General features: G+C 67.4%; 21 protein-coding genes. 2 read left to right on the forward strand and 19 right to left on the reverse strand.

Translation table 11 applies throughout. The features are described from left to right. Positions 1–41 precede the first annotated feature (41 nt). From N7573_RS06830 to N7573_RS06920, 19 genes are all read right to left on the reverse strand, one after another. Positions 42–2,417 (reverse strand): hypothetical protein, encoded by a 2,376-nt coding sequence (locus tag N7573_RS06830; protein ID WP_279912242.1) that lies wholly within the window; start codon positions 2,415–2,417, stop codon positions 42–44. After that, the gene (locus N7573_RS06835; RefSeq protein ID WP_279912243.1) at positions 2,389–3,018 is read right to left on the reverse strand and encodes an outer membrane lipoprotein carrier protein LolA; all 630 of its coding nucleotides are present in this window, start codon (positions 3,016–3,018) and stop codon (positions 2,389–2,391) included. The genes N7573_RS06830 and N7573_RS06835 overlap by 29 nt, the downstream gene beginning before the upstream one ends. Next, complete coding sequence (locus tag N7573_RS06840) at positions 3,015–3,446, reverse strand: acyl-CoA thioesterase (protein ID WP_279912244.1); 432 nt, start codon at positions 3,444–3,446, stop codon at positions 3,015–3,017. The genes N7573_RS06835 and N7573_RS06840 overlap by 4 nt, the downstream gene beginning before the upstream one ends. Beyond that, positions 3,433–4,983, reverse strand: a complete 1,551-nt coding sequence (locus tag N7573_RS06845) for an aromatic amino acid ammonia-lyase (protein WP_279912245.1) — start codon at positions 4,981–4,983, stop codon at positions 3,433–3,435. The genes N7573_RS06840 and N7573_RS06845 overlap by 14 nt, the downstream gene beginning before the upstream one ends. Continuing rightward, entirely contained in the window at positions 4,973–5,914 is a 942-nt protein-coding gene (locus N7573_RS06850) for an acyltransferase (RefSeq protein ID WP_164080047.1), read from the reverse strand. The genes N7573_RS06845 and N7573_RS06850 overlap by 11 nt, the downstream gene beginning before the upstream one ends. 1 nt (position 5,915) lies before the next feature. Next, the gene (locus tag N7573_RS06855; protein WP_279912246.1) at positions 5,916–6,686 is read right to left on the reverse strand and encodes a glycosyltransferase family 2 protein; all 771 of its coding nucleotides are present in this window, start codon (positions 6,684–6,686) and stop codon (positions 5,916–5,918) included. After that, a complete protein-coding gene (locus N7573_RS06860; protein ID WP_279912247.1) occupies positions 6,676–8,361 on the reverse strand; it encodes an AMP-binding protein in 1,686 nt (561 codons plus the stop codon). The genes N7573_RS06855 and N7573_RS06860 overlap by 11 nt, the downstream gene beginning before the upstream one ends. Then, positions 8,354–8,905: a membrane protein gene (locus tag N7573_RS06865; protein ID WP_012512473.1), complete on the reverse strand. Its 552-nt coding sequence runs from the start codon at positions 8,903–8,905 to the stop codon at positions 8,354–8,356. The genes N7573_RS06860 and N7573_RS06865 overlap by 8 nt, the downstream gene beginning before the upstream one ends. Positions 8,906–8,927: 22 nt before the next feature. Next, the gene (locus tag N7573_RS06870) at positions 8,928–9,185 is read right to left on the reverse strand and encodes an acyl carrier protein (RefSeq protein ID WP_006402206.1); all 258 of its coding nucleotides are present in this window, start codon (positions 9,183–9,185) and stop codon (positions 8,928–8,930) included. Between the two features lie 17 nt (positions 9,186–9,202). After that, positions 9,203–9,460 carry a phosphopantetheine-binding protein gene (locus tag N7573_RS06875; protein ID WP_005411610.1) on the reverse strand — a complete coding sequence of 86 codons (258 nt, stop codon included), beginning with the start codon at positions 9,458–9,460 and terminating at the stop codon, positions 9,203–9,205. Next, positions 9,447–10,244 (reverse strand): lysophospholipid acyltransferase family protein, encoded by a 798-nt coding sequence (locus N7573_RS06880; RefSeq protein WP_006402207.1) that lies wholly within the window; start codon positions 10,242–10,244, stop codon positions 9,447–9,449. The genes N7573_RS06875 and N7573_RS06880 overlap by 14 nt, the downstream gene beginning before the upstream one ends. Next, entirely contained in the window at positions 10,237–10,980 is a 744-nt protein-coding gene (locus N7573_RS06885) for a beta-ketoacyl synthase chain length factor (RefSeq protein ID WP_279912248.1), read from the reverse strand. The genes N7573_RS06880 and N7573_RS06885 overlap by 8 nt, the downstream gene beginning before the upstream one ends. A gap of 217 nt (positions 10,981–11,197) precedes the next feature. After that, positions 11,198–12,211 (reverse strand): cytochrome d ubiquinol oxidase subunit II, encoded by a 1,014-nt coding sequence (gene cydB / locus N7573_RS06890; protein WP_005414876.1) that lies wholly within the window; start codon positions 12,209–12,211, stop codon positions 11,198–11,200. A 1-nt stretch (position 12,212) separates the two neighbouring features. Then, positions 12,213–13,610 carry a cytochrome ubiquinol oxidase subunit I gene (locus N7573_RS06895; RefSeq protein ID WP_049462287.1) on the reverse strand — a complete coding sequence of 466 codons (1,398 nt, stop codon included), beginning with the start codon at positions 13,608–13,610 and terminating at the stop codon, positions 12,213–12,215. Between the two features lie 128 nt (positions 13,611–13,738). Further along, the gene (locus N7573_RS06900; protein WP_279912249.1) at positions 13,739–14,938 is read right to left on the reverse strand and encodes an ABC transporter permease; all 1,200 of its coding nucleotides are present in this window, start codon (positions 14,936–14,938) and stop codon (positions 13,739–13,741) included. Position 14,939: 1 nt separating this feature from the next. Next, complete coding sequence (locus N7573_RS06905) at positions 14,940–16,238, reverse strand: ABC transporter permease (RefSeq protein WP_279912250.1); 1,299 nt, start codon at positions 16,236–16,238, stop codon at positions 14,940–14,942. 318 nt (positions 16,239–16,556) lie between these two features. Then, positions 16,557–16,772, reverse strand: coding sequence for a hypothetical protein (locus N7573_RS06910; protein WP_012512479.1), 216 nt, complete (start codon positions 16,770–16,772; stop codon positions 16,557–16,559). Next, a complete protein-coding gene (locus tag N7573_RS06915) occupies positions 16,769–17,422 on the reverse strand; it encodes a sigma-70 family RNA polymerase sigma factor (RefSeq protein ID WP_279912251.1) in 654 nt (217 codons plus the stop codon). Before N7573_RS06915 ends, N7573_RS06910 begins: the two co-directional genes overlap by 4 nt. Positions 17,423–17,458: 36 nt before the next feature. Further along, on the reverse strand, positions 17,459–17,788 hold the full coding sequence (locus N7573_RS06920; protein ID WP_005414880.1) for a hypothetical protein: 330 nt from the start codon (positions 17,786–17,788) through the stop codon (positions 17,459–17,461). A 167-nt stretch (positions 17,789–17,955) separates the two neighbouring features. On the opposite strand from N7573_RS06920, the gene N7573_RS06925 reads away from it, so the two are divergent. Together N7573_RS06925 and N7573_RS06930 are read left to right on the forward strand one after the other, a co-directional pair. After that, positions 17,956–20,325, forward strand: a complete 2,370-nt coding sequence (locus tag N7573_RS06925; RefSeq protein ID WP_279912252.1) for a S9 family peptidase — start codon at positions 17,956–17,958, stop codon at positions 20,323–20,325. Continuing rightward, complete coding sequence (locus tag N7573_RS06930) at positions 20,322–20,741, forward strand: NUDIX domain-containing protein (protein WP_279912253.1); 420 nt, start codon at positions 20,322–20,324, stop codon at positions 20,739–20,741. The genes N7573_RS06925 and N7573_RS06930 overlap by 4 nt, the downstream gene beginning before the upstream one ends. Positions 20,742–20,748: the final 7 nt, after the last annotated feature.

A 20,748-nucleotide genomic window follows, 5' to 3' on the forward strand; every position in this document is an offset into this window, starting at 1 on the left:
GTTGCTCGATCAAGTGGAAAGAAGGAAGTCGGGAAACAGGCTCAGGCCGACGGCAGGTCGTGCGGCGGCGGCCTGAACAGCGGCGAGATCAGCCAGACCAGGCCGATGCCGAACAGCAGGGTCAGGCCGAACGCGCGCAGCGCCGGGGTCTGCGACAGGCCCAGCAGGCCGAACGACAACCAGGTGCTGGCCGCGCCCACGCACACCGCCAGCCAGGCGCTGGCATCGCCACGGTGCTCGATCAGGAAGATGCCGTAGTCGATGCCCATGCCCAGCAGCAGCATCAAAGCCAGTACGTTGAACAGCTGCAGCGGCTGGCCGAACAGGCCCAGCAGGCCCAGGGTCAGCGCACCGGCAATCAGGGTCGGCGCGAACACGCGCCAGGCCTGGCGGCGGTAGCGCAACCACAGCGCGCCGAACACCAGCGCGATGCCGACCAGCAGCAGCCCACCCATCAGCTTGCGGTAGTGGCCCAGCAGCGTGGAGAAGTCGGCAGTACGGTCCACCCAGCGCACGCCCGGCAGGCCTTCGACCGCACCTTGCAGGGTGGCCAGCGCATCGGCGCGCGACAGGTCATCGACCATCACCACGCTGATCATCTGCCCACCGACCTCACCCACCCACAGGTGACGGAACGGCTGCGAGGCCGGCGAGGCCAGGAAGGCTTCGGCGCTGAGCGGCGCTGCCGCGAACTGCGGCCGCTGCAGCGGCTCGCCCACGGCCTCGGACACGGCCGACAGCACGCCCGGTTCCACCTTCGCGGTCAGCGCGGCATCGGCCTGCTGGCGCGACGGCGACGGCAGCCAATCGCTGATCGCGCGATAGCCACCAATGCGCTTGTCGTTGGCCAGTACACGCAGGCGTTCGGTCAGCGCTTCTTCGCGCTGCAGCAGCTGCGCGGCATCGGCACCCTGCACCAGGTAGAACTGCGCCGGGCTGGGCATGCCCAGCAACTGGCTCAGGCGGATCTGCTGCGCCATCAATGCCGGCGGCGACGACTGCAGGCTGCGCAGGTCGTCGTTGCTCTGCAGGCGCGCGATGCCGATGGCAGACAGTGCCAGCGTGATCACCACGAACATCGTCACCGCGCGGCGGCCATGCAGGCGCGGGAAACGCTCCAGCGTGTTGCCCAGCCACTGCGAGAAACGGGTCTGGCGGATCTCGCCACCATCCAGCCACGGGAACCAGAAGATCACCGTGAGGAAGGCGGCAGCCAGGCCGACCACCGAGAACAGCGCCATCTGGCGCAGGCCCGGGAACGGGGCCAGGCCCAGGGCCAGGTAGGCCAGTGCGCTGGTCAGCAACGCCAGCCACAGGCCCGGCAACAGGTGCCGCAGCAGCTTCCAGCGACGATCGGCCGGCTCGGCCTGGCGCGAAGCGAACCAGTGGATGCCGTAATCCTCGGCCACGCCCACCAGCGATGCACCGAACACCAGGGTCAGCACGTGCACCTTGCCAAACACCAGCACGGTCACTGCCAGCGCCACGCCACAGCCGATCAGCAGTGAGGCCGCCACCAGCAGGATCGGCCGCAGCGAGCGGAATGCCAGCCACACCAGCAGCAGCACCGCCGCCAGCGACCCCCAACCGATGGTGTTGATCTCCTGGTTGGCCTGCACCGCGGCGGCCTCGGCATGCAGCGGCACGCCGGCGTGCAGGATTTCCAGCTCCGGCGCCGCTGCCGTGGCGGCCTGCCCGGCGCGTTCCAACAGGCCATCGAGATGGCGCTCGCCATCCAGCTGGAACGCCGAACCCGGCGTATCGAACTGCAGCACGGCCCAGTGCCTGCCCTCGGCTTCAAGCAGGCCGTCATCGCCCAACCGCAGCCCCGACCCCTGCGCCTGCTGCTGCCACCACTGCGGCCACAGCGACAACGGGTCCTGCCGCCAGTCGGTCAGGCGCGGCGCGCCCATCGGGCCGTACAGCGCGGCCAACGCCTGTTCGGCCAGCGCGCCCGGCTCGCTGCCCTGCAGCTGCTCGCGCTGGGCCGGGGTCAACAGGCGGTCACGGTACGGCGCGTAGAACGCGCGCGCCTCATCGAACCAGCCTTCGATCGAGCCGCTGGGTACCAGCAGGGCGTGATCGGCGTCCTTGGCCATGGCCGCGGCAAAAGCCGCCTGCGCACGCTTGGCGGCGGCGCCGTCCTTGCTGCCCAGCAGCACCACCACCTGCCGCGAGCTGCCGTCGGCGATGCGCCGGGTGACATCGCTCAACAGGCGGTCGTGCGCATCCTGCGGCAGCAGGGCGAGGATGTCGGTGTCGATCCGCGATTGCTGGCTCCACAGCTGCCACTGCTGTGCGCCCAGCGCCAGCAGCACCAGCAGCCAGGCAATGCCCAGCCAGTGCCACCAGCGCCGCAACCGGTCCGGTGCGTTCGATGCCACGGCCTCACTCAAAGCGGCGGGCCTCGTCGGCATTGAGCGTGGCCGGCGCCTCGCTCAACGCGCTGAACTGGATCTGCGTGCGGTCCTTGTTGGCCTCGACGATCTCGACCTGGCGCACGTAGCGGTCGCCCTGCAGGGTCAGCGATTCGAAGGCCTTGGCCAGCATCGCCGACTTCGGCGTCAGGCGCAGCCGCCAGCCCTGCCCTTCACGGCTGGCCGCCACGTTGAACTGGCTGGACAGTGCCTGCACGTCGCCACTCATCAACGCGAACATGATCGCATTCACTGAACGCATCGCCGGCTGCTGCCGCGCGTCCAGTTCGACGCGGGTGCTGCCATCACGCTGCCGGCTGAGGATGCGGTCGGCGGTGACCACTACTTCCGAGGGGAACGGCTTGAGCGTGGTCCAGATCACGCCGTGCTGGCGCGCGACCACGAACCGGCCCTGCGAGCGCAGCGGGTTCCTGAAGCCACTCACCTGCTTTTCCTGGCTGAACTGGCCACGCAGCACATCCGGCCGCGCCACCGCTTGGGTAATCGCATCGATGGCAGGGTCGGCCGCCTGCACCAGTGGTGCGGCCACCAGCAGCAGCGCGCACAGCAGCGCATGCGCGAAACGGTTCGCTCGGTTCATGGCGCAGGCACTCCCAGACGTTCCCACAGTACCGGCGGGCACTGGTACAGCTTTTCCTTGCTGGCCGCGTCCACCGCGACCTGGATGGTCATCGCCCGGGTCAGCACCTGACCGCTTTCCGCATCGAGGATTTCGTACTCGATCTTCAGCCGGTTCTCCCATTCCACGATGCGCGCGACCACGCGCAGCGCCTGGTTGAACAGCAGCGGGCGCACGTACTTCACCCGCGCATCGACCACCGGCCACAGGTAGCCTGATTCGAGCATCTGCGGGTAGTCGTAGTCGTAGCGACCGAGCAGCGCGCAGCGCGCGATCTCAAAGTACTTGAAGTAGTTGCCATGCCAGACCACGTTCATCGGATCGCAGTCATGGAAGGCGGGGGTCAACGCAATCTCGCCAACCCGTTCGATAGCCTCATTCACCGGCATACAGCTCCCAACGTTGCGCGCGGATCTCCACCAGCAGTTCCCGCAGTTCGCGATCCAGCGCGCGGTCTTCTTCAACCAGGGCAATGCGCTGCCCCAGGTCGGCGTACATGTCGGCCAGACTGCCATGCAGCTGCGCGTTCATGCCAACCCGTTCGCGCAGCGCCAGGCCCTGGCGGGCGGCGACCAGCATCGCGGCCACCACCTGTTCAGTCAGCTCGATCACGCGCAGGCAATCGCGCGCGGCAATGGTGCCCATGCTGACCTTGTCCTGGTTGTGGCATTCGGTGGAGCGCGAGAACACGCTGGCCGGCATGGTCTGCTTCAGCGCTTCGGCGGTCCACGCCGAAACGCTGATCTGCAGCGCCTTCAGGCCATGGTTGATGGCCGCGCGCGGGCCGGTGGCCGCCGACAGGTTGGCCGGCAGGCCGTGGTTGTAGCGGGCGTCGACCACCAGCGCCAGCTGCCGGTCGAGCAGATCGGCGACGTTGGCCACGGTGTTCTTCAGGGTGTCCATCGCCAGCGCGATGTGGCCGCCGTAGAAGTGGCCGCCGTGCAGGATGCGCTCGCCGTCGGCATCGATCAGCGGGTTGTCGTTGGCGCTGTTCAGCTCAGTTTCGATCAGCTGGCGCAGGAACGGCAGGCTGTCTTCCAGCACGCCGATCACATGCGGTGCGCAGCGCAGCGAATAGCGGTCCTGCAGGCGCTGTTCATTGCGCGGCGGGCGTTCGCTGTGCAGGTCGCTGCGCAGGCGCGCGGCGATGCGGCCCTGGCCCGGGTGCGGCTTGGCCGCGAACAGGGTTTCGTCGAAGTGATGCGCGTTGCCGTCGCTGGCCAGCACGTTGAACGCGGTCAGCCGCGTGGCCATGCGCGCCAGGTAATCGGCGCGCTGCCAGGCCAGGCAGGCCAGGCCGGTCATCACGGCGGTACCGTTCATGATCGCCAGGCCTTCCTTCGGCCGCAGCTTCAGCGGGGTCATGCCGATCTTCGCCAGCACATCCGCCGCCGGCTGCACGCGGCCGTCGTGCAGCACCTCGCGCTCGCCGCACAGTACCGCGGCCACGTACGACAGCGGGGTCAGGTCACCGCTGGCACCCACCGAGCCTTCGGCCGGAATCATCGGCAGCACGTCGTGCTGCAGCAGCGTGGCCAGGCCCTCCAGCAGCGGCACGCTGACACCGGACATGCCGCGCACCAGCGAGGCCAGGCGCGCGGCCAGCACCGCACGGGTCTCGACCGGGTCCAGGTAACGGCCCAGGCCACAGCCGTGGTACGTGTACAGATGGTGCGGCAGCTCAGCCACCAGCGCCGGCGGGATGTTCACCGTGCACGAGTCGCCGTAGCCGGTGGTCACGCCGTAGATCACGCCGTCCTCGCGCAGCAGGCGGTCGAGGAAGTCGGCACCGCGCTGGATGTGCGCGCGGAACGCCGGCGCCTCGCTCAGTGCGGCCTCGCACTGGCGCTGGGCCAGGGCAACCACGTCTTCAATGGTCAACGGTGCATCGCCAAAGCGGCACACGGGTACGGCGTCAGTCGTCATGCGGAGCCTGATCCCAGAAGGGGAAGAAGTTGAACCAGTCCAACGGGGACTGGATGACCTGGAGTTCCAGCCAGCGCGCGAAGCGCTGTGCCTGTTCGGCCAGTGCGGCATCGCGCGAGCCACGTGGCAGCGCGATGCGTTCGGCGAACTGTTCGAATGCCACGCGGTAGCCCTCGCCCTGGTGCAGGCAGGCCATCGTGTAGACCGGGCAGCCCAGCGCGGCAGCGAGCACGTAGGCGCCGATCGGGAACGGCGCGCGGTGGCCAAGGAAATCGGCGGTGACGCTGCGGCCGCCCTGCACCGGCGTGCGGTCGCCGACGATGGCGACGAAGCCACCGGCCGCCACGCGCTCGGCCAGCATCATTGCCGTGGCCGGGCCCATTTCGGTTACCTGCACCAGCTCCACCGCCGCCAGCGGGTCCAACCGCTGCAGCAGGCGGTTGAAGCGCTGCGCATGCGCGGTGTGCACCAGCACAGTGATGCGGAACCCAGGCACCTGTTCGGCCAGCACCTGGCACAGTTCCAGGCAGCCGATGTGCGCGGTCAGGATCAGCCCGCCTTCGCGGCGCGCGATCTTTTCCAGCACCAGGTCGCGATGCAGGTGGATGCGTTCGGCCGGATAGCGTCCGCCCAGGCCGAGGATCTTGTCCAGCATCGTGTCGGCAAACGCGAAGAAGTGGCGCAGGCTGTCACCCCGGGTCGGCGCGCGACCCAGCGCACCGCTGTGCGCCTGCAGGCGCTGCAGGTACTGCATCGAGGCCTGGCGGCCAACGCGGTTGCCCAGCCAGTGGCAGGCCACCACCGGCCACACGCACAGGCGGAACGGCCAGCGCCCGAACCAGCGGTGCACCCAGCACAGGAACAGCACGCCGGCCACCGAGGTGGATTCGCCGATGTCGGCCCAGTGCGGGGCCCCCTGCGCGGCCGCCATCTCAGCCCTGCCCCCGCAGGCGGCGCCACAGCAGGCGCGGTGCGCGCCAGAGCATGCCGAAGAACAAGCGGGTGTGCATGCGGCTGATGCGCACGTTGTCGCGCCACACATCGAAGTGCGAGACGCCATCGGATGGATAGGTCACGCGCGTGGCCAGGTGCTCGACCGGCAGGTGCCGCCAGTACAGGCGCACCATCACTTCGGTATCGAAATCCATGCGCCGGCCGATGGTTTCTTCACCGATCAGGCGCAGCACCGGCGGCAGCGGATACACGCGGAAGCCGCACATGGTGTCGCGCAGATGCAGCGACAGCGTGTTGATCCAGACCCAGATGTGGGTCGCGTAGCGGCCATACAGGCGCGCCTTGGGAACGCTGGCGTCGTAGGCCGGAATGCCACAGATCACCGCCTCGGGATGGGCGCGCGCCGCTTCGATGAAGCGTGGCAGGTCAGCGGTGTCGTGCTGGCCGTCGGCATCGATCTGCAGCACGTGGCTGTAGCCTCGCGCGCCGGCTTCGGCGAAACCGGCCAGCATCGCCCCGCCCTTGCCCTGGTTAACGTCCAGGCGCAGCAGGTCGACGCCCTGGCGCTGTGCCAGCGAACGCAATGCTGCCGCGCACGCCTCATGCGAGCCATCGTCGATCAGCAGGCATGGCAGGCCGGCGGCCTGCACGCCGTTGACCACCGCCGCGATGGCGTGCTCGTGGTCGTAGACGGGAATCACCACCAGTGGCGCGAACGCGGCACCGGCAACGGCCGGATCAGTCCGCATCGGCGAAGACCACTTTGCCGCTGGCATGCACACCGTGGCTGGAGGTGTAACGGAAGGCCATCACGTTGCGTGCGGCATCCCAGCCCAGCTGCAGGGTCAGCTCATCGCCCGGGCGGGCCACGTGCTGGAACTTCACCGCATCCATGCGCAGGAACACTGCCGGCATGGCGAACACCTGGCGGCCAAACCGCACCGCCCAGTCCAGCTGCGCCACGCCGGGCAGGATCGCCGCCTGCGGGAAGTGGCCCTGGAACGGCCGCAGCGCCGGGTCCAGGGTCATCCGCAGCGTGGCGCTGGCCGCATCGCGGTGATCCCAGACCGGCACCGGCATCAGCGGCTGGAACAACGCTGCCAGTGCCGCCTGGGTGACCTTGCCCTGTGCGTTGATCGGCAGCGCCGGCACCAGCCGCCAGCGGCGCGGCCGGGTGACCGCGTCATGAGCCTGTGCCAGGCGTGTGCCAAGGCGCTGGCCCAGCGCGCGGCGCGCGGCCTCACCGCCCTCCAGCAGCGTCGGGTCGGCCGGTACCACCACCGCGGCCAGCTGCTCGCGCTGCCCGGGCAGCACCAGCACGCGCACGTCATCCACTTCGGCGTCTTCGCGCAACGCACGTTCCAGTGCATCCAGCGAAACGCGGCGCTCTTCAATCTTGACGATGCGGTCGGCGCGGCCCAGCAGGCGGAAGCGGCCATCGGCCAACGCTTCAACGCGGTCCTGGGTACGCCACCAATCCGGGGTTTCCAGATGTGCGGAGGCCACCGCCAGGCAGCCCTCCTCGATGCGCCACTGCACGCCGGGCAGCGGCTGCCACGGCGGCAGGTCGGTGTCCCAGCGGCGCCAGGCGATGCCGCCGGTCTCGCTGCTGCCATAGACCTCGGTCGGTGCCACGCCGAGCCACTGCCGCACCTGGCGTGCGGCTTCTTCCGGCAGCGGGCCGCCAGAGGAGAATACCGCGCGCAGGCGGCCATGCAGGCTGGCCCAGTCGAGCTGCTCGGGCAGGCGCTTGAGGTGGGCCGGGGTCGCGACCAGCACCGTATCGGTACCGGCCAGCGCACCCACCAGATCTTCGTGGAAGAACCGGCGTGGATGGATCAGGCGGCCGGCAGCCAGCGGCCACAGCACGCGGAACAGCAGGCCATAGATGTGCTGGTGCGACACCGTGCCATGCACCTGCACGCCTTCCAGCTGTGTGCCGAACGCAGCCTGCAGTGCGTCCACCTCGCGCGTCAGCTGGTCCATGCGCTTGTTGATCGCACTGGGCTGTCCGGTGCTGCCGGAGGTGAACACGCACAGCTCGCAGGCGCGCTCGTCCAGCGCCTGAAGACCCTCGTCCGGTGCGGCGTCCAGCGCCGCCAACGGACGATAATCGGCGGACACGTCGCCTGCGAAACCACTCACCTGCGGCTGCAGCGCCTGCAGCGTGGCCGGCAGATTGTCGGCAGCCAGGAACACCCGCTTGCCGGCATGCCAGGCACCGAACAACGCAGCGGCAAAGGCCACCGCATCATCGAAATACAGGGCCCAGTCACGGCCTGCGGCCGCCGCAAACGCGGCGCGCCAGGCCAGTACGCGCTGGCGGAAGCGGGCGTGGTCGATCACCTCGCCATCGCAGACGCCAACACTTCGATGCGGCCGCGCCTCCAGCAGCAGTCGGTCCAGGGCAATCCACTCAGCCATGCGCGTGCGCCGCCTTCACCCGCCGCCGCACCAGCCACTCACCTGCGAACAACACGCCCATCATCACGTACGCCAACAATCCGTTGTAGAGCATCCAGACCCGGTCCGACGCGTACAGCGCGGTCAGCAGGGCCAGGCTGCCGTTGAGAACGAAGAAGCCGCACCACACCTGGGTGACGCGGCGGGTATAGGCCACCGCGAACGGGGGCAGGTCCGGTTCCTGCAGCCGAGCCAGGCGTTCCACCAGCGGCGGGCCGAAACGCAGGCTGGTGCCGAATACCGCCAGCATCACTGCGTTGACCAGCGCCGGGTACAGCTTCAGCGGCAGGGCCTGGTTGAGCACAGTGGCCAGCACCGCCAGCAGGCCGGTGCCGGCGGCCGCGGCCCACCACAGCGGCTGGCGCGTACTCAGCGCGCGCAGCAGGGCCAGGGTGAACAGCAGCAGCGACAACCAGCGTGGCTCGAAGCGGCCCATCGCCAGGTACACCAGCACCGGGTAGGCCAGCGAGATCGCAGCCACCACGACCGTGCGTGCGCGTGCCATGGTGGAGCCGCCGGCGCTGCGGTCAGGCGGCTGCCTGGTCCGGCAGCAGCCTGTGCACCACATCGACGATGTCCTGCACGGTGCGCACGGCCTTGAACGCTTCCGGCTGCAGGTTGCGGCCGAGCAACGGCTTCAGCTGAACGATCAGGTCGACCGCGTCGATGCTGTCGATGTCCAGGTCGTCGTACAGGCGGGCCTCGGGGGTGATCCGGGCGGTTTCGATCTCGAAGCTGTCGGTCAGGATGCTGACGATGCGTTCGAACAGTTCATTCTTGGTCATGGCAGGTCCTGGCACCGTTACGACTGGCGGGCGGCGACGAACTCGCCGAGCGCGCGCACGCTGGAGAAATGGCGACGGGTTTCTTCCGAATCGGCCGAGAGGCTCACACCGTACTTCTTCTGCAGCGCCAGGCCCAGCTCCAGCGCGTCGATCGAATCCAGGCCAAGGCCCTCGACGAACAGTGGGGCGGTCGGATCGATGTCCTCCGGCGTGATGTCCTCCAGCGAAAGGGAGGAAATGATCAATTCCTTGATCTCGTGCTCAAGTGCTTGCACGGTTCGGATCTCCAGACAGGTCGAAATAACGAGAAAGGTGCTCGGTGACGCGACGGGCTGCCAAGGCATCCCCCCTTGGCGAGTCGTCTTCGGCCAGAAATGGCGCGATCGGGATATCTTCGCCGATCTGCAGCCGAACGTGAAAGCGACGTGAGGGGACACGATACCACTTCTGCCCCTTGGTCAGCGTTGGCGGGCTGCAGGTGATCCGCACCGGGGTGACGTCCAGGCGGCCGCGGACGGCGATGTTGGCGGCCCCACGCTGCAGCCGCGGCGGCTGCCCGGGCACGCTGCGGGTGCCCTCCGGGAAGATCACCAGGGTGCCGCCGGCATGCACCGCGGCCACGCAGTCATCGACCAGGCCGGCGCCATCGTCATTGGAGATGTAGCCGGCGGCCCGTACCGGACCGCGCATGAACGGGTTGCAGGCCACGGCCCGCTTGACCACGCAGTCGGCGTTGGGCAGCAGCGAGATCAGGCAGACCACGTCGATCAGGGTCGGGTGATTGGCCAGTACCAGCAGGCCGTCGCGCTGCAGGCGTTCGCCGCCCTCGATCTCGTAGGTCATCACCCCCAGCCCGCGCATCAGCCGCAGATGGCTGGCGAAGGCGGCCTGGACCACGCGCCGGGCCCGGCGGCGGCGGACCACCGGGTCGCGCATCAGCAACAGCACCGGCATCACCAGCACGCCCAGCAGCAGGCCGCCCAGGCCAAATGCGACAAAGCTCAGGCCGGTGCCAAACACCCGCCAGGCATGGTCGAGGCGGCGCAGCAGCTCAGCCACGGCGGCTCCAGCGCCAGCGCTGGCCGTGGGCCACGTGTTCCAGCGCCGGCGCGCCGGACAACAGGAACCGGTGCAGGTCCAGCGCATGCGGCAGCAGGCCGGGCGCAGTGCTGGCCTGGGCGTCGGCCGGCTGCCACTGCAGCGACAGCGTCGGTCGGCCCTCTGCCGGGGCGGTCAGGCGCCAGCACCAGGCAAAGAACGGGTCGGGTTCGTCGGCGAACGTCGCGTAAATATCCGGAAGTGGCGACTCATAGACCACCACCCGCACCTCGCGGGCACCGTCGGCCAGCAGGCCGACGGCCTCCAGGCAGGCCGTCTCCACCGTGGCCTGGCCCGCCGCCAGCGCCAGGTAGTTGCCGCGGTGGCCGCGGGCGATGGAATACAGCGCGGCAATCGCGTTGTGCACGGACAGGCCGAATCCGGTCGGCGACAACGGCTGGTCGCCGACCAGCGCGCCCAGCAGGTCCATCGAACGGGCCACGTCGCCGTGGCGGCTGGCGAACACCAGCGGCACGTCACTGTCGGCGCCCTGCCCGTCCTCGCACCAGCACGCGGCCTGGATCGCCATCCGGCCCAGCCGCTCGATGCGGCGGCGCTGCATCGCCGGCACCTCGGCCAGCGCCGGCGTGTCCGCGCCGTGCGGCAGGTACGGCGCATCGGCCCAGCCCAGCCACTGGCTACGCTCACTCAGGCCGGGCGCCCAGGCGGCCCAGTCGACGATGGAGAATTCGATCATTTAGCGATGGTGCTTCAACGGGAGAACGATAGGCACGAGCCATTACGGCGACGCGCGGCGGCCCCCCGTTCCTGCAGCCGTGCGTCCGTCCAGGACGTCGCCGGCTGCCCCCCTGGCCGCCGGAAAGGAGCGCACGCTAGCACGTCCCGCGCAGGGTGTGCAGGTTTCACATTTCCCAACACGGGGCCCAGCACCGGCAGGCGCCGTCTTCAATCGATCAGTGGTAACCGGTGTCGGCGTGCACCTTGCCGCGGAATACCCGGTAGGACCACGCCGTATAGCCGAGGATGACCGGCAGCAATATGACCAGTCCGACCAGCGTGAAGCCCAGCGACGACGCCGGCGCGGCGGCCTGCCACAAGGTCATCGACGGTGGCAGCAGATAAGGCCACATGCCCAGCACCAGGCCGAGGAAGCCGAGCACGAACAGGGCCAGGCTGAGCAGGAACGGCGGCAGGTCACGGCGCGGGTGGGTGGCACTGCGCCACAGCGCGGCGGCCACCGCCAGGGTCAGCAGCGGCACCGGCGACAGCCACCAGAAGTTGCCGTCGCTGAACCAGCGCGCCATCAGGCGCGAATCGAGGAACGGCAGCCAACTGCTGACCAGGCCCATCGCCGCGATCACCGCCACCACCAGCGGCCGGGTCATCTGCCGCGCCAACGCCTGCACGCGGCCTTCGGTCTTCAGGATCAGCCAGGTGCTGCCCAGCAGCGCATAGCCGGCCACCAGCGCGGCACCGGTCAGCATCGCGAACGGGCTGAACCAAGCAAACGGCCCGCCCTGATAGACACCATCCACCAGCGGGATGCCCTGCACCAGGGTGCCGAGGATCACGCCCTGGGCAAACGTGGCCAACAACGAACCGAGGCCGAACGCCACGCTCCACAACCGGCGCGATCGATGCGCCTTGAAGCGAAACTCGAAGGCCACGCCGCGGAACACCAGCGCCACCACCAGCAGCAGCACCGGCAGATACAGCGCCGACAGCAGCACCGCATACGCCTTCGGGAAGGCCGCCAGCAGGCCAGCACCACCGAGCACCAGCCAGGTCTCGTTGCCGTCCCAGATCGGCGCGGCGGTGTTCATCATCAGGTCCAGTTGTTCCTCGTCCTCGGCGAACGGGGCAAGGATGCCGATGCCGAGCACGAAGCCGTCCAGCACCACGTACATCAGCACGCCGAAGCCGATCACCGCGAACCACGCCACCGGCAGCCAGGTCATCAGGTCCATGTCAGCGCTCCTCCAGCGGTTCATCGGCGGCCGACAACGGACGTGCCGGGGTATGGCTGCCATGGTCCAGCGACGGCCCCTCGGCATACGGCTGCGGCCCGTGGCGCAGGATCTTCACCAGGTACCAGATGCCCCAGCCGAACACGAAGGCATAGCCAACCACATAGACGCCCAGCGACAGCGCGGTCATCCACGCACTCTGCGGCCCCACCGCATCGGCGGTGCGCAGCACGCCATACACCACCCACGGCTGGCGCCCCATCTCGGTGACGAACCAACCGGACAGCAGTGCGATGAAACCGCTGGGCAGCATCCAGTTCCATCCGCGCAGCAGCCACGGCGAATCCAGCAGCTTCCTGCGCCACAGCTGAAAAGCCGACACCCAGGCCAGCAGCAGCATCAGCGTGCCCAGCCCAACCATGATGCGGAAGGCGAAGAACACCGGCGTCACCGGCGGCCGTTCGCTGGCCGGCACCGAGGTGAGCGGATCGAAGGTGCCGTCCAGGCTGTGGGTGAGGATCACGCTGCCCAGCTTCGGAATCGCCACTTCGAAGTCGTTGCGCTCTTCCTTCTCGTTCGGCAGCGCGAACACCACCAGCGGCACGCCCTCGCCTTCCTGGGTTTCATGCCAGTGCGCTTCCATCGCCGCGATCTTCATCGGCTGATGCTTGAGCGTGTTCAGGCCATGCATGTCGCCGACGAAGATCTGTACCGGCACCGTCAGCGCCGCGAACGCCACCGCCGCGATCAGCATGCGCCGGCCGGCCTCGACATGTGTGCCCTTGCGCAGGTACCACGCGCCGACGCCACCGATCACGAAACAGGTGGTGATGAACGAGCCCAGCGCCATGTGGGCCAGGCGATAGGGGAACGAGGGGTTGAACACCACCTGCCACCAGTCCACCGGATGCACGATGCCGTTGACCATCTCGTAGCCGGCCGGTGTATGCAGCCAGCTGTTGGACGACAGGATCCAGAACGTGGAGAACAGCGTGCCCAGCGCCACCATGCAGGTGGAGAAGAAATGCAGGCGCGGCGAAACCCGGCCCCAGCCGAACATCATCACGCCGAGGAAGCTGGCTTCCAGGAAGAACGCGGTCAGCACCTCATAGGTCAGCAACGGACCGATGACCGTGCCGGCCACCTCGCTCAGCCGCGGCCAGTTGGTGCCGAACTGGAAGGCCATGACGATGCCGCTGACCACGCCCATGCCGAACGACACGGCGAAGATCTTCTGCCAGAAGAAATACAGCTCGCGCCACACGGGCAACTTCGTGCGCAGCCACCGCCATTCGATGAAGGCCAGCCAGCTGGCCGTACCGATGGTGAAGGCGGGGAACAGCACGTGGAAACTGATGACGAATCCGAACTGGATCCGGGACAACAACAACGCGTCCAAGGGACGCCTCCTGCCTGTGACCGGTGGGATACCGGACCACTTTAGGAGGATTTCGTTAAGGTGGGATGCGACCGGGTGACGCGCTGCTTCACTTTGTCGCAGGGAAGCTGGATGACAGGATGAACGGGCTACAGGGGCTTCAGCAGGGTCAAGGGCGGCTCCTTGGCGATTCGCCGGGCCCGGGGTGCCAATGCAGTCAAGCAGGCCGCCATCACCAGCACGACAGCGCTCGATATCGAGAACCACAGTGAACCTGTGATGCCATCCTGTGGCGGCCCTAGCCACTGCAACGACAACGCGCCGAGCAGGGCGCCCAGTGTGGTGAACAGTGAAACTTCGAACATGATTTCGGCAAAGATCACTGAGCCGCGAGCACCGAGTGTCCGTCGAACCCCAATGGAGTGCCGGCGCCGATCAAGCCAGGCGCCTACGACTCCGGAAACCCCGGCCATCAGCACACCGAGAACGATGGCCGTCATGACCGCGAGCACGGTCGTAGCGAAGCGATCAGCTTTGACGTAGGCGTCGCGATATCCCGCCAGCGTCTCGACACCGGTCGAATTCACGATCCGATAGGGCCGCTGCAGCGCATCGACAGTGCGATCAAGCGATGAACGATCAACCTCCGACTTCCACTTCGCCAGATAATAGCGACTGGCGCCCGTGGGAAGGCCCGGAAGCAGCGCCCACTGCAAGTCTCGCTCATTGCCTCCTGGTGCCGGTCCAGCAACAGACGCAAATACGCCCACGATGACCCGGCTGCTGCCGGGGCCGAAATACAGGTGGCGGCCAACAGCACTCTCCATTCCGAACAGACGGGCTGCCAGCGCTTCACTGATCAGCACTACCGGAGCACCTTCAGCCATGTCGTCCTCTGTGGCATCCCGTCCCAGGACGATTCCCGCGCCCAGCATCGCCAGCAAGCCAGAGCTGGCAGTTGCCACGGGAATGCGATCACATCCAGCAACGTCTGTCGTACCCGCGTTCATCGAGTACGCCATGGCCGACTCGCTGGTGCACACGCCGTATCGATGGGCTCTTCCCCCGAACGGAACAGCGTCGCTCACAACCGTGCCCTGAACACCGGGCAGCCGGATCGCGGACAGGTCTGCCCGCAGCACTGCAGCATCAGCGCCTTCTTCGACATCCGAGACCCTGACCACACCAATCGATACTGCGTCCCGGATGCTGCGGGTGTTCAATCTGGCGAAGCTGTCCAGCACAGATTGCAGTGCGAACGCACATGCCAGGCTTGCAAGCGCAGCCTGCACTGCAAGCAGTGCGGCGCTTCCCAGATGTCGTCGAGTCTCCCTCATTGATTCGAACATTTCAGGCAGCCCCCTTCGCGAAGGCACTCGACAGTGAGCTGACCCTGCAGATTTCAAACGATGAGACCAATGAACAGAGCAACGTCGTGACGACTCCCAGACCAGCCGCCATCAGCATTGCTCCGGCATGCATCGCTGTTATCGCGCTGGGCAGAACGTCTCCCGCAGCAACCACCCGGATTCCCAGCGTATAGGTGACGACAGCGAGCGCACCGCTTGCGACGCCCGCCGCGATGGATTCCCACATGAGCTGGATGAACACGTCTCGGCGTCGTGCTCCCAGTGCACGTCGTATCGCGAGCTCCCGCCGACGGCGCCCCAGACTGAAGCTCAGCAGCGCAGCCGCGTTGACGATGCACACGCCGAGCAGGATCAGCGACAACCGAAGCTGCATCCTGGCCTGCTCCGGAACCAATCCCAGCCTGTCCAGCCAATCCATCAACGGCCAGAGTGCCACCTGCTGGGCGCCTGGCTCGATCCGAAGCCCCTTTTCATGCGCATAGGCGTTCAGACTCGCGCGGTAAGCGGCGACATCGTCTGCGGTGGGCAGCCACGCCCACAATTGAAGCCAGGAAACGTTGGCCCCTGCAGGATCCGTGTCCTGGTCACCACCCCAGATCGCAGTCCCGTCCAAAACAGTCAGCTTGTCTGCGATTGCGGTTTCAAGCGGCAGGTAGATCTCGTCAGGCTCCACAAACGGCCTGCGTGTGAGGTCTCCCTGAAACATAGGCACCGGATGCCAATCCTCCGCGACACCCACCACGGTATAGGTGCGTCTGCCCAGGTCCAACTGATGACCAACACAGTCCTGTGCACACTCACGCTCTGCGAGCGCACGCGACAGAACCACGATTCGACTCGCAGCATGCCCCTCCTCGGCGGTCCATGCGCGCCCTTGAACAACGGCAATGCCGAGGACACTGAAGACTTCGGACGTGGCGAACCTGGCGCGCAATCTTGCGCTGGGCTCTCCCGGCCGGGAGAGCGTCACCGCGCCCCCTGCCATTGCTGCCTGCTTCCACGTCCGGCCTTGGTTCAGAAGCACCTTCGCGTCTGGCCAGGTCAGTGCCTGACCAGGATCCGGAGAGCCACTGCGCAGTGCATCTGGACGCGCGTCAAGGTAAGGGCGGAACAGTGCCGAGCTCCGGCCTGGAGCGGGATCCGACGATGCCTGGAGAACAATGGAAAGCATCACGGTGGTGATCCCTACCCCCGCACCCAGCATGAGAGCGATTGCCAGATGAGTGCCGACTCCCTGCTTGAATCGGGCAAGCGAAAGCTGGACGTAGTAGAGCATCATCCAACTGCATCCGGCATTGGCTTACTCGCGCACCTGTCCATGTGATTCTCACTCCGTGCCTTTGGAAGCTGATGGTTGAGAATCTCTGATTGTGAAACTACGCCTCAAGTGGAGACATGGGATTTGCAACTTTCCTCAGGAAGCACACGCAGCTCATAGGTCCTGGATAGAGCCATCGCCACCGACGACGAGACCGAGGTGACGGAATCTGACGCGGAAGACCAACTGTCGATTTGCAGACAACGCCCGATGCCTGGCCATCTGATCAGGTGTTGGAGGAAAAAGCGTCCAGAATCAGGTGCAGGCGTCAGCGTTCTTCTAGACCCAGAAATACCAGACAGCCGCCGCCACCAACGCCCCCAACAACACCACCTGCACCACCACATAGCCCACGCCACTATCGCGCGATTCAGCGGCAATGCGCTTCTGCAGCGCCTCGCTCACATCCGGCGTTTCTTCCTGCTGCGTCTGCTCACGCAACGCCTGCGCCAGCGCGCGTTCTTCCGCATCGCGAGGGTCGGTCGATGGGCTCACAGCAGTTCTCCGGCGGCGGCATGCCGCGTCAGTTCCTGCTTCAGGACCTGGCGCGCGCGGTGCAGGTGGCTCTTGATGGTACCGCGTGCCAGCCCGGTCACCTGCCCGATCTCGACCAGGTCGAAGTCCTCCAGGTAGTGCAGGCCGACGATCAGGCGCTGCGGTGCACTCAACCGCTCCAGCGCCACGCCAAGATGGCGCCCCGCCTGCAGCGCCTCGCTCAGTTCAGCCGGCCCCGGTCCTTCATCGCCGATTCCCAGTTCCTCCGGCACCTCCACCGCCACCATCCATTGCGCCTCCAGCCGCCGCCGGCGCAGGTGCTGCAGCGCGGTGGTGTAGGCCACCCGGGAAACCCAGGTGCGCAGCGAGGATTCAAAGCGAAACCGGTGCAGCTGGCGGAACACGGCCAGGAAGGTCTCCTGCAGCAGGTCGGCCACCTGATCGCGGTCGCCCACCATGCGCCCGATCACATGTGCGCAGGTGCGCTGGTGGGTCTCGACCAGTTGCGAAAACGCCGCCTGCGAGCCATCGATGATGGCCCGCACCAGGGCCTGGTCCGCATCCAGCGGTGCGGCGGGTGCCGCCGTCTCCGCTGCATCGTGGCGGCGACGGCCCCGAAGTGCCGACAGCGCTTCGCCCAGCAGGCTCATGCGCGGGGCGCCCCCTGTGCCCGTGGCATGCCTGCCTCAGCCCTTGCGTGCGGCGGGGCGGGTGAAGTGCCAGGCCAGCAGCTGGCCCAGGCCAGCACTGCCGACCAGCGCGGCGGCGGCACCGAAGGTCAGGTCACGGGCACCGATGGCTTCCAGCAGGGCCATGGCCAACGCCAGGCAGACCAGACTGATGCCCCAGCGCAGCGCCCCCTGGCGGCGGCGTTCTTCTTCCAGCACGGCCAGCGAGCGGATCACTTCCTCCGGCACGTGCGGGGCCACCAGCTTGCTGCGGGCGCGGGCATCGGCAATGGCGTGGATCGCGTAGGCGATGCAGATGAAGAGGGTGATCGGGATCAGTTCCTGCATGGTCGAGCTCCTGTTCGGTGGATGATGCGGGTTCAGGAGAATGGATGCGCGAGGCCGGCTACCGGTTGCACCACTTTGCCAATCCCGCTGCCATGACCTGTGGCCCCTGCCCCGGGCCCTTGCGGCTGCTACGCTTGGCCGGTTTCCTCTTCTGGTGCCGTCCGCCCATGTCCCGAGTGCTGCCCCTGTCCCTCCTGCTGTCGGCCGTGCTGGCCGCACCGGCTGCGCATGCCGCGCCGACGCCGATCACCATCGAACAGGCCATGGCCGACCCGGACTGGATCGGTCCGCCGGTCGAGAAGGCCTGGTGGTCGTGGAACAGCCAGCAGGTGGAATACCAGCTCAAGCGCAGCGGCAGCCCGGTGCGCGATACCTTCCGCCAGCCGGTGACGGGTGGCGTGGCCGCACAGGTGGCCGATGACCAGCGCGGCACCCTGGACGTGGCCGAGCCGGTCTACGACCGCAGCCGCAGCCGCAGCGCCTTCGCCCGCAATGGCGACGTGTTCGTGCGCGACCTGCGCAGCGGCGCGCTGACCCAGCTGACCCGCAGCAACGAGCGCGCGGGCAACGTGAACTTCGCTGCCGACAATGGCGTGATCTGGCGCGTCGGCCAGAACTGGTTCCACTGGACCGCCGCCAGCGGCGTGCAGCAGGTGGCCAGCCTGAAGGCCGAGAAGGATCCGCGCACGCCGCCGAAGGCCGACGTGCTGCGCGACCAGCAGCTGCGCACGCTGGAAACCCTGCGCCGCGACCGCGACCAGCGCGAAGCACTGAAGGACCAGGACCAGCGTTGGCGCCAGGCCGACCCGACCCGCGCGCCGGGCCCGGTGTACCTGGGCACCGACGTGGAGATCGCCGACAGCGTGCTGTCGCCGGACCTGACCCACCTGATCGTGGTGACCAAGCCGAAGGACTTCGATGACGGCCGCGGCGGCAAGATGCCGCTGTACGTGACCGAGTCGGGCTACGAGGAAACCGAAGACACCCGCACCCGCGTCGGCCGCAACGGCTTCGAACCGCACACCCTGTGGTACGTGGACGTGCGCACCGGCAAGGCCGAGAAGGTCTCGCTGTCCAGCCTGCCCGGCATCGCCACCGACCCGCTGGCCGAGCTGCGCCGCAAGGCCGGCAAGGATGCGCTGAAGGGCGACCGCAGCGTGCAGGTGATGAGCGACTTCATGGGCGGTGGCATCCGCTGGAGCCCCGATGGCCAGCAGGCCGCGGTGATGCTGCGTGCCAACGACAACAAGGACCGCTGGATCATCAGCGTCAACGCTGCCGATGGCCGCGTGCAGAACCGCCATCGCCTGACCGACAACGGCTGGATCAACTGGGGCTTCAACGATTTCGGCTGGATGGCCGATGGCCGCACGCTGTGGCTGCTGTCCGAGGAATCGGGCTTCTCGCACCTGTACACCCAGACCGGCACGGCCAAGCCGCAGGCCCTGACCAGCGGCAAGTGGGAAACCTCGGCGCCGGTGCCGTCGGCCGATGGCAAGGGCTTCTATTTCCTGTGCAACCAGCAGGCACCGCATGACTACGAAGTCTGCGCGGTCGACACCGGCAACCGCCAGGTGCGCGAGCTGACCAGCCTCAACGGCGTGGAAGACTTCTCGTTGTCGCCGGACGGCCAGCAGCTGCTGGTGCGCTATTCCGGTGCCTACCTGCCGCCGCAGCTGGCCGTGCTGCCGAGCACCGGTGGCCAGGCCCGCGTGCTGACCGACACCCGCACCGCCGACTACAAGGCGCGCCAGTGGATCCAGCCGAAGCTGGTGGCAGTGCCGTCCAAGCATGGCGCCGGCGTGGTCTGGGCCAAGTACTACGAACCGGAAAACAAGGAACCGGGGAAGAAGTACCCGATTGTGATGTTCGTGCACGGCGCCGGCTACCTGCAGAACGTGCACCAGCGCTACCCGGCCTACTTCCGCGAGCAGATGTTCCACAACCTGCTGGTGCAGAAGGGCTACATCGTGCTGGACATGGATTACCGCGGCAGCGAGGGCTACGGCCGCGACTGGCGTACGGCGATCTACCGCAACATGGGCCACCCGGAACTGGAAGATTACAAGGACGGCCTGGACTGGCTGGTCGACACCCAGCAGGGTGACCGTGACCATGCCGGCATCTACGGTGGTTCCTACGGCGGCTTCATGACCTTCATGGCGCTGTTCCGCTCGCCGGGCACGTTCAAGGCCGGCGCCGCGCTGCGCCCGGTGGTCGACTGGCACCAGTACAACCACGGCTACACCAGCAACATCCTCAACACTCCGGACATCGATCCGGAGGCGTACCGCGTGTCCTCGCCGATCGAGTACGCGCAGAACCTGCAGGACAACCTGCTGATCGCCCACGGCATGATGGATGACAACGTGTTCTTCCAGGACTCGGTGAACCTGACCCAGCGGCTGATCGAACTGCACAAGGACAACTGGTCGATCGCTCCGTACCCGCTGGAGCGCCACGGCTACGTCCGCGCCGATTCCTGGCTGGACCAATACAAGCGCATCCTCAAGCTGTTCGAGCAGAACCTGAAGTGAGCAACGCCGCGGCCACGATCCACATCGTGGCCGCGGTCATCCTGGATGACCGCGGCCGGGCGCTGGTGGTGCGCAGGCACGGCGCTGACCGTTTCATCCAGCCGGGCGGCAAGCCCGAACCCGGCGAAGCACCGCTGCAGGCGCTGGCCCGCAAGCTGGACGAGGAACTCGGCGTGCAGCTGTGCGTCGAGACCGCCATCGCGCTGGGCACGTTCCAGGACTGGGCGGTGAACGAGCCCGGCCACCGCGTGCAGGCCCAGGCCTGGTGGGTGCAGGTGGACGGCAGGCCACAGGCACGCGCGGAGATCGCCGAACTGGCCTGGGTGCCGCTGCAGCCACCGCACGGCCTGCCCTTGGCACCGCTGAGCGAACACCATATCCTGCCGGCCGTCGCCACCCGGGTGACGGCCCGCTGAGCGCGCG

The sequence above is a fragment of the Stenotrophomonas sp. GD04054 genome, from assembly GCF_029836955.1.
GTDB lineage: Bacteria > Pseudomonadota > Gammaproteobacteria > Xanthomonadales > Xanthomonadaceae > Stenotrophomonas > Stenotrophomonas maltophilia_A.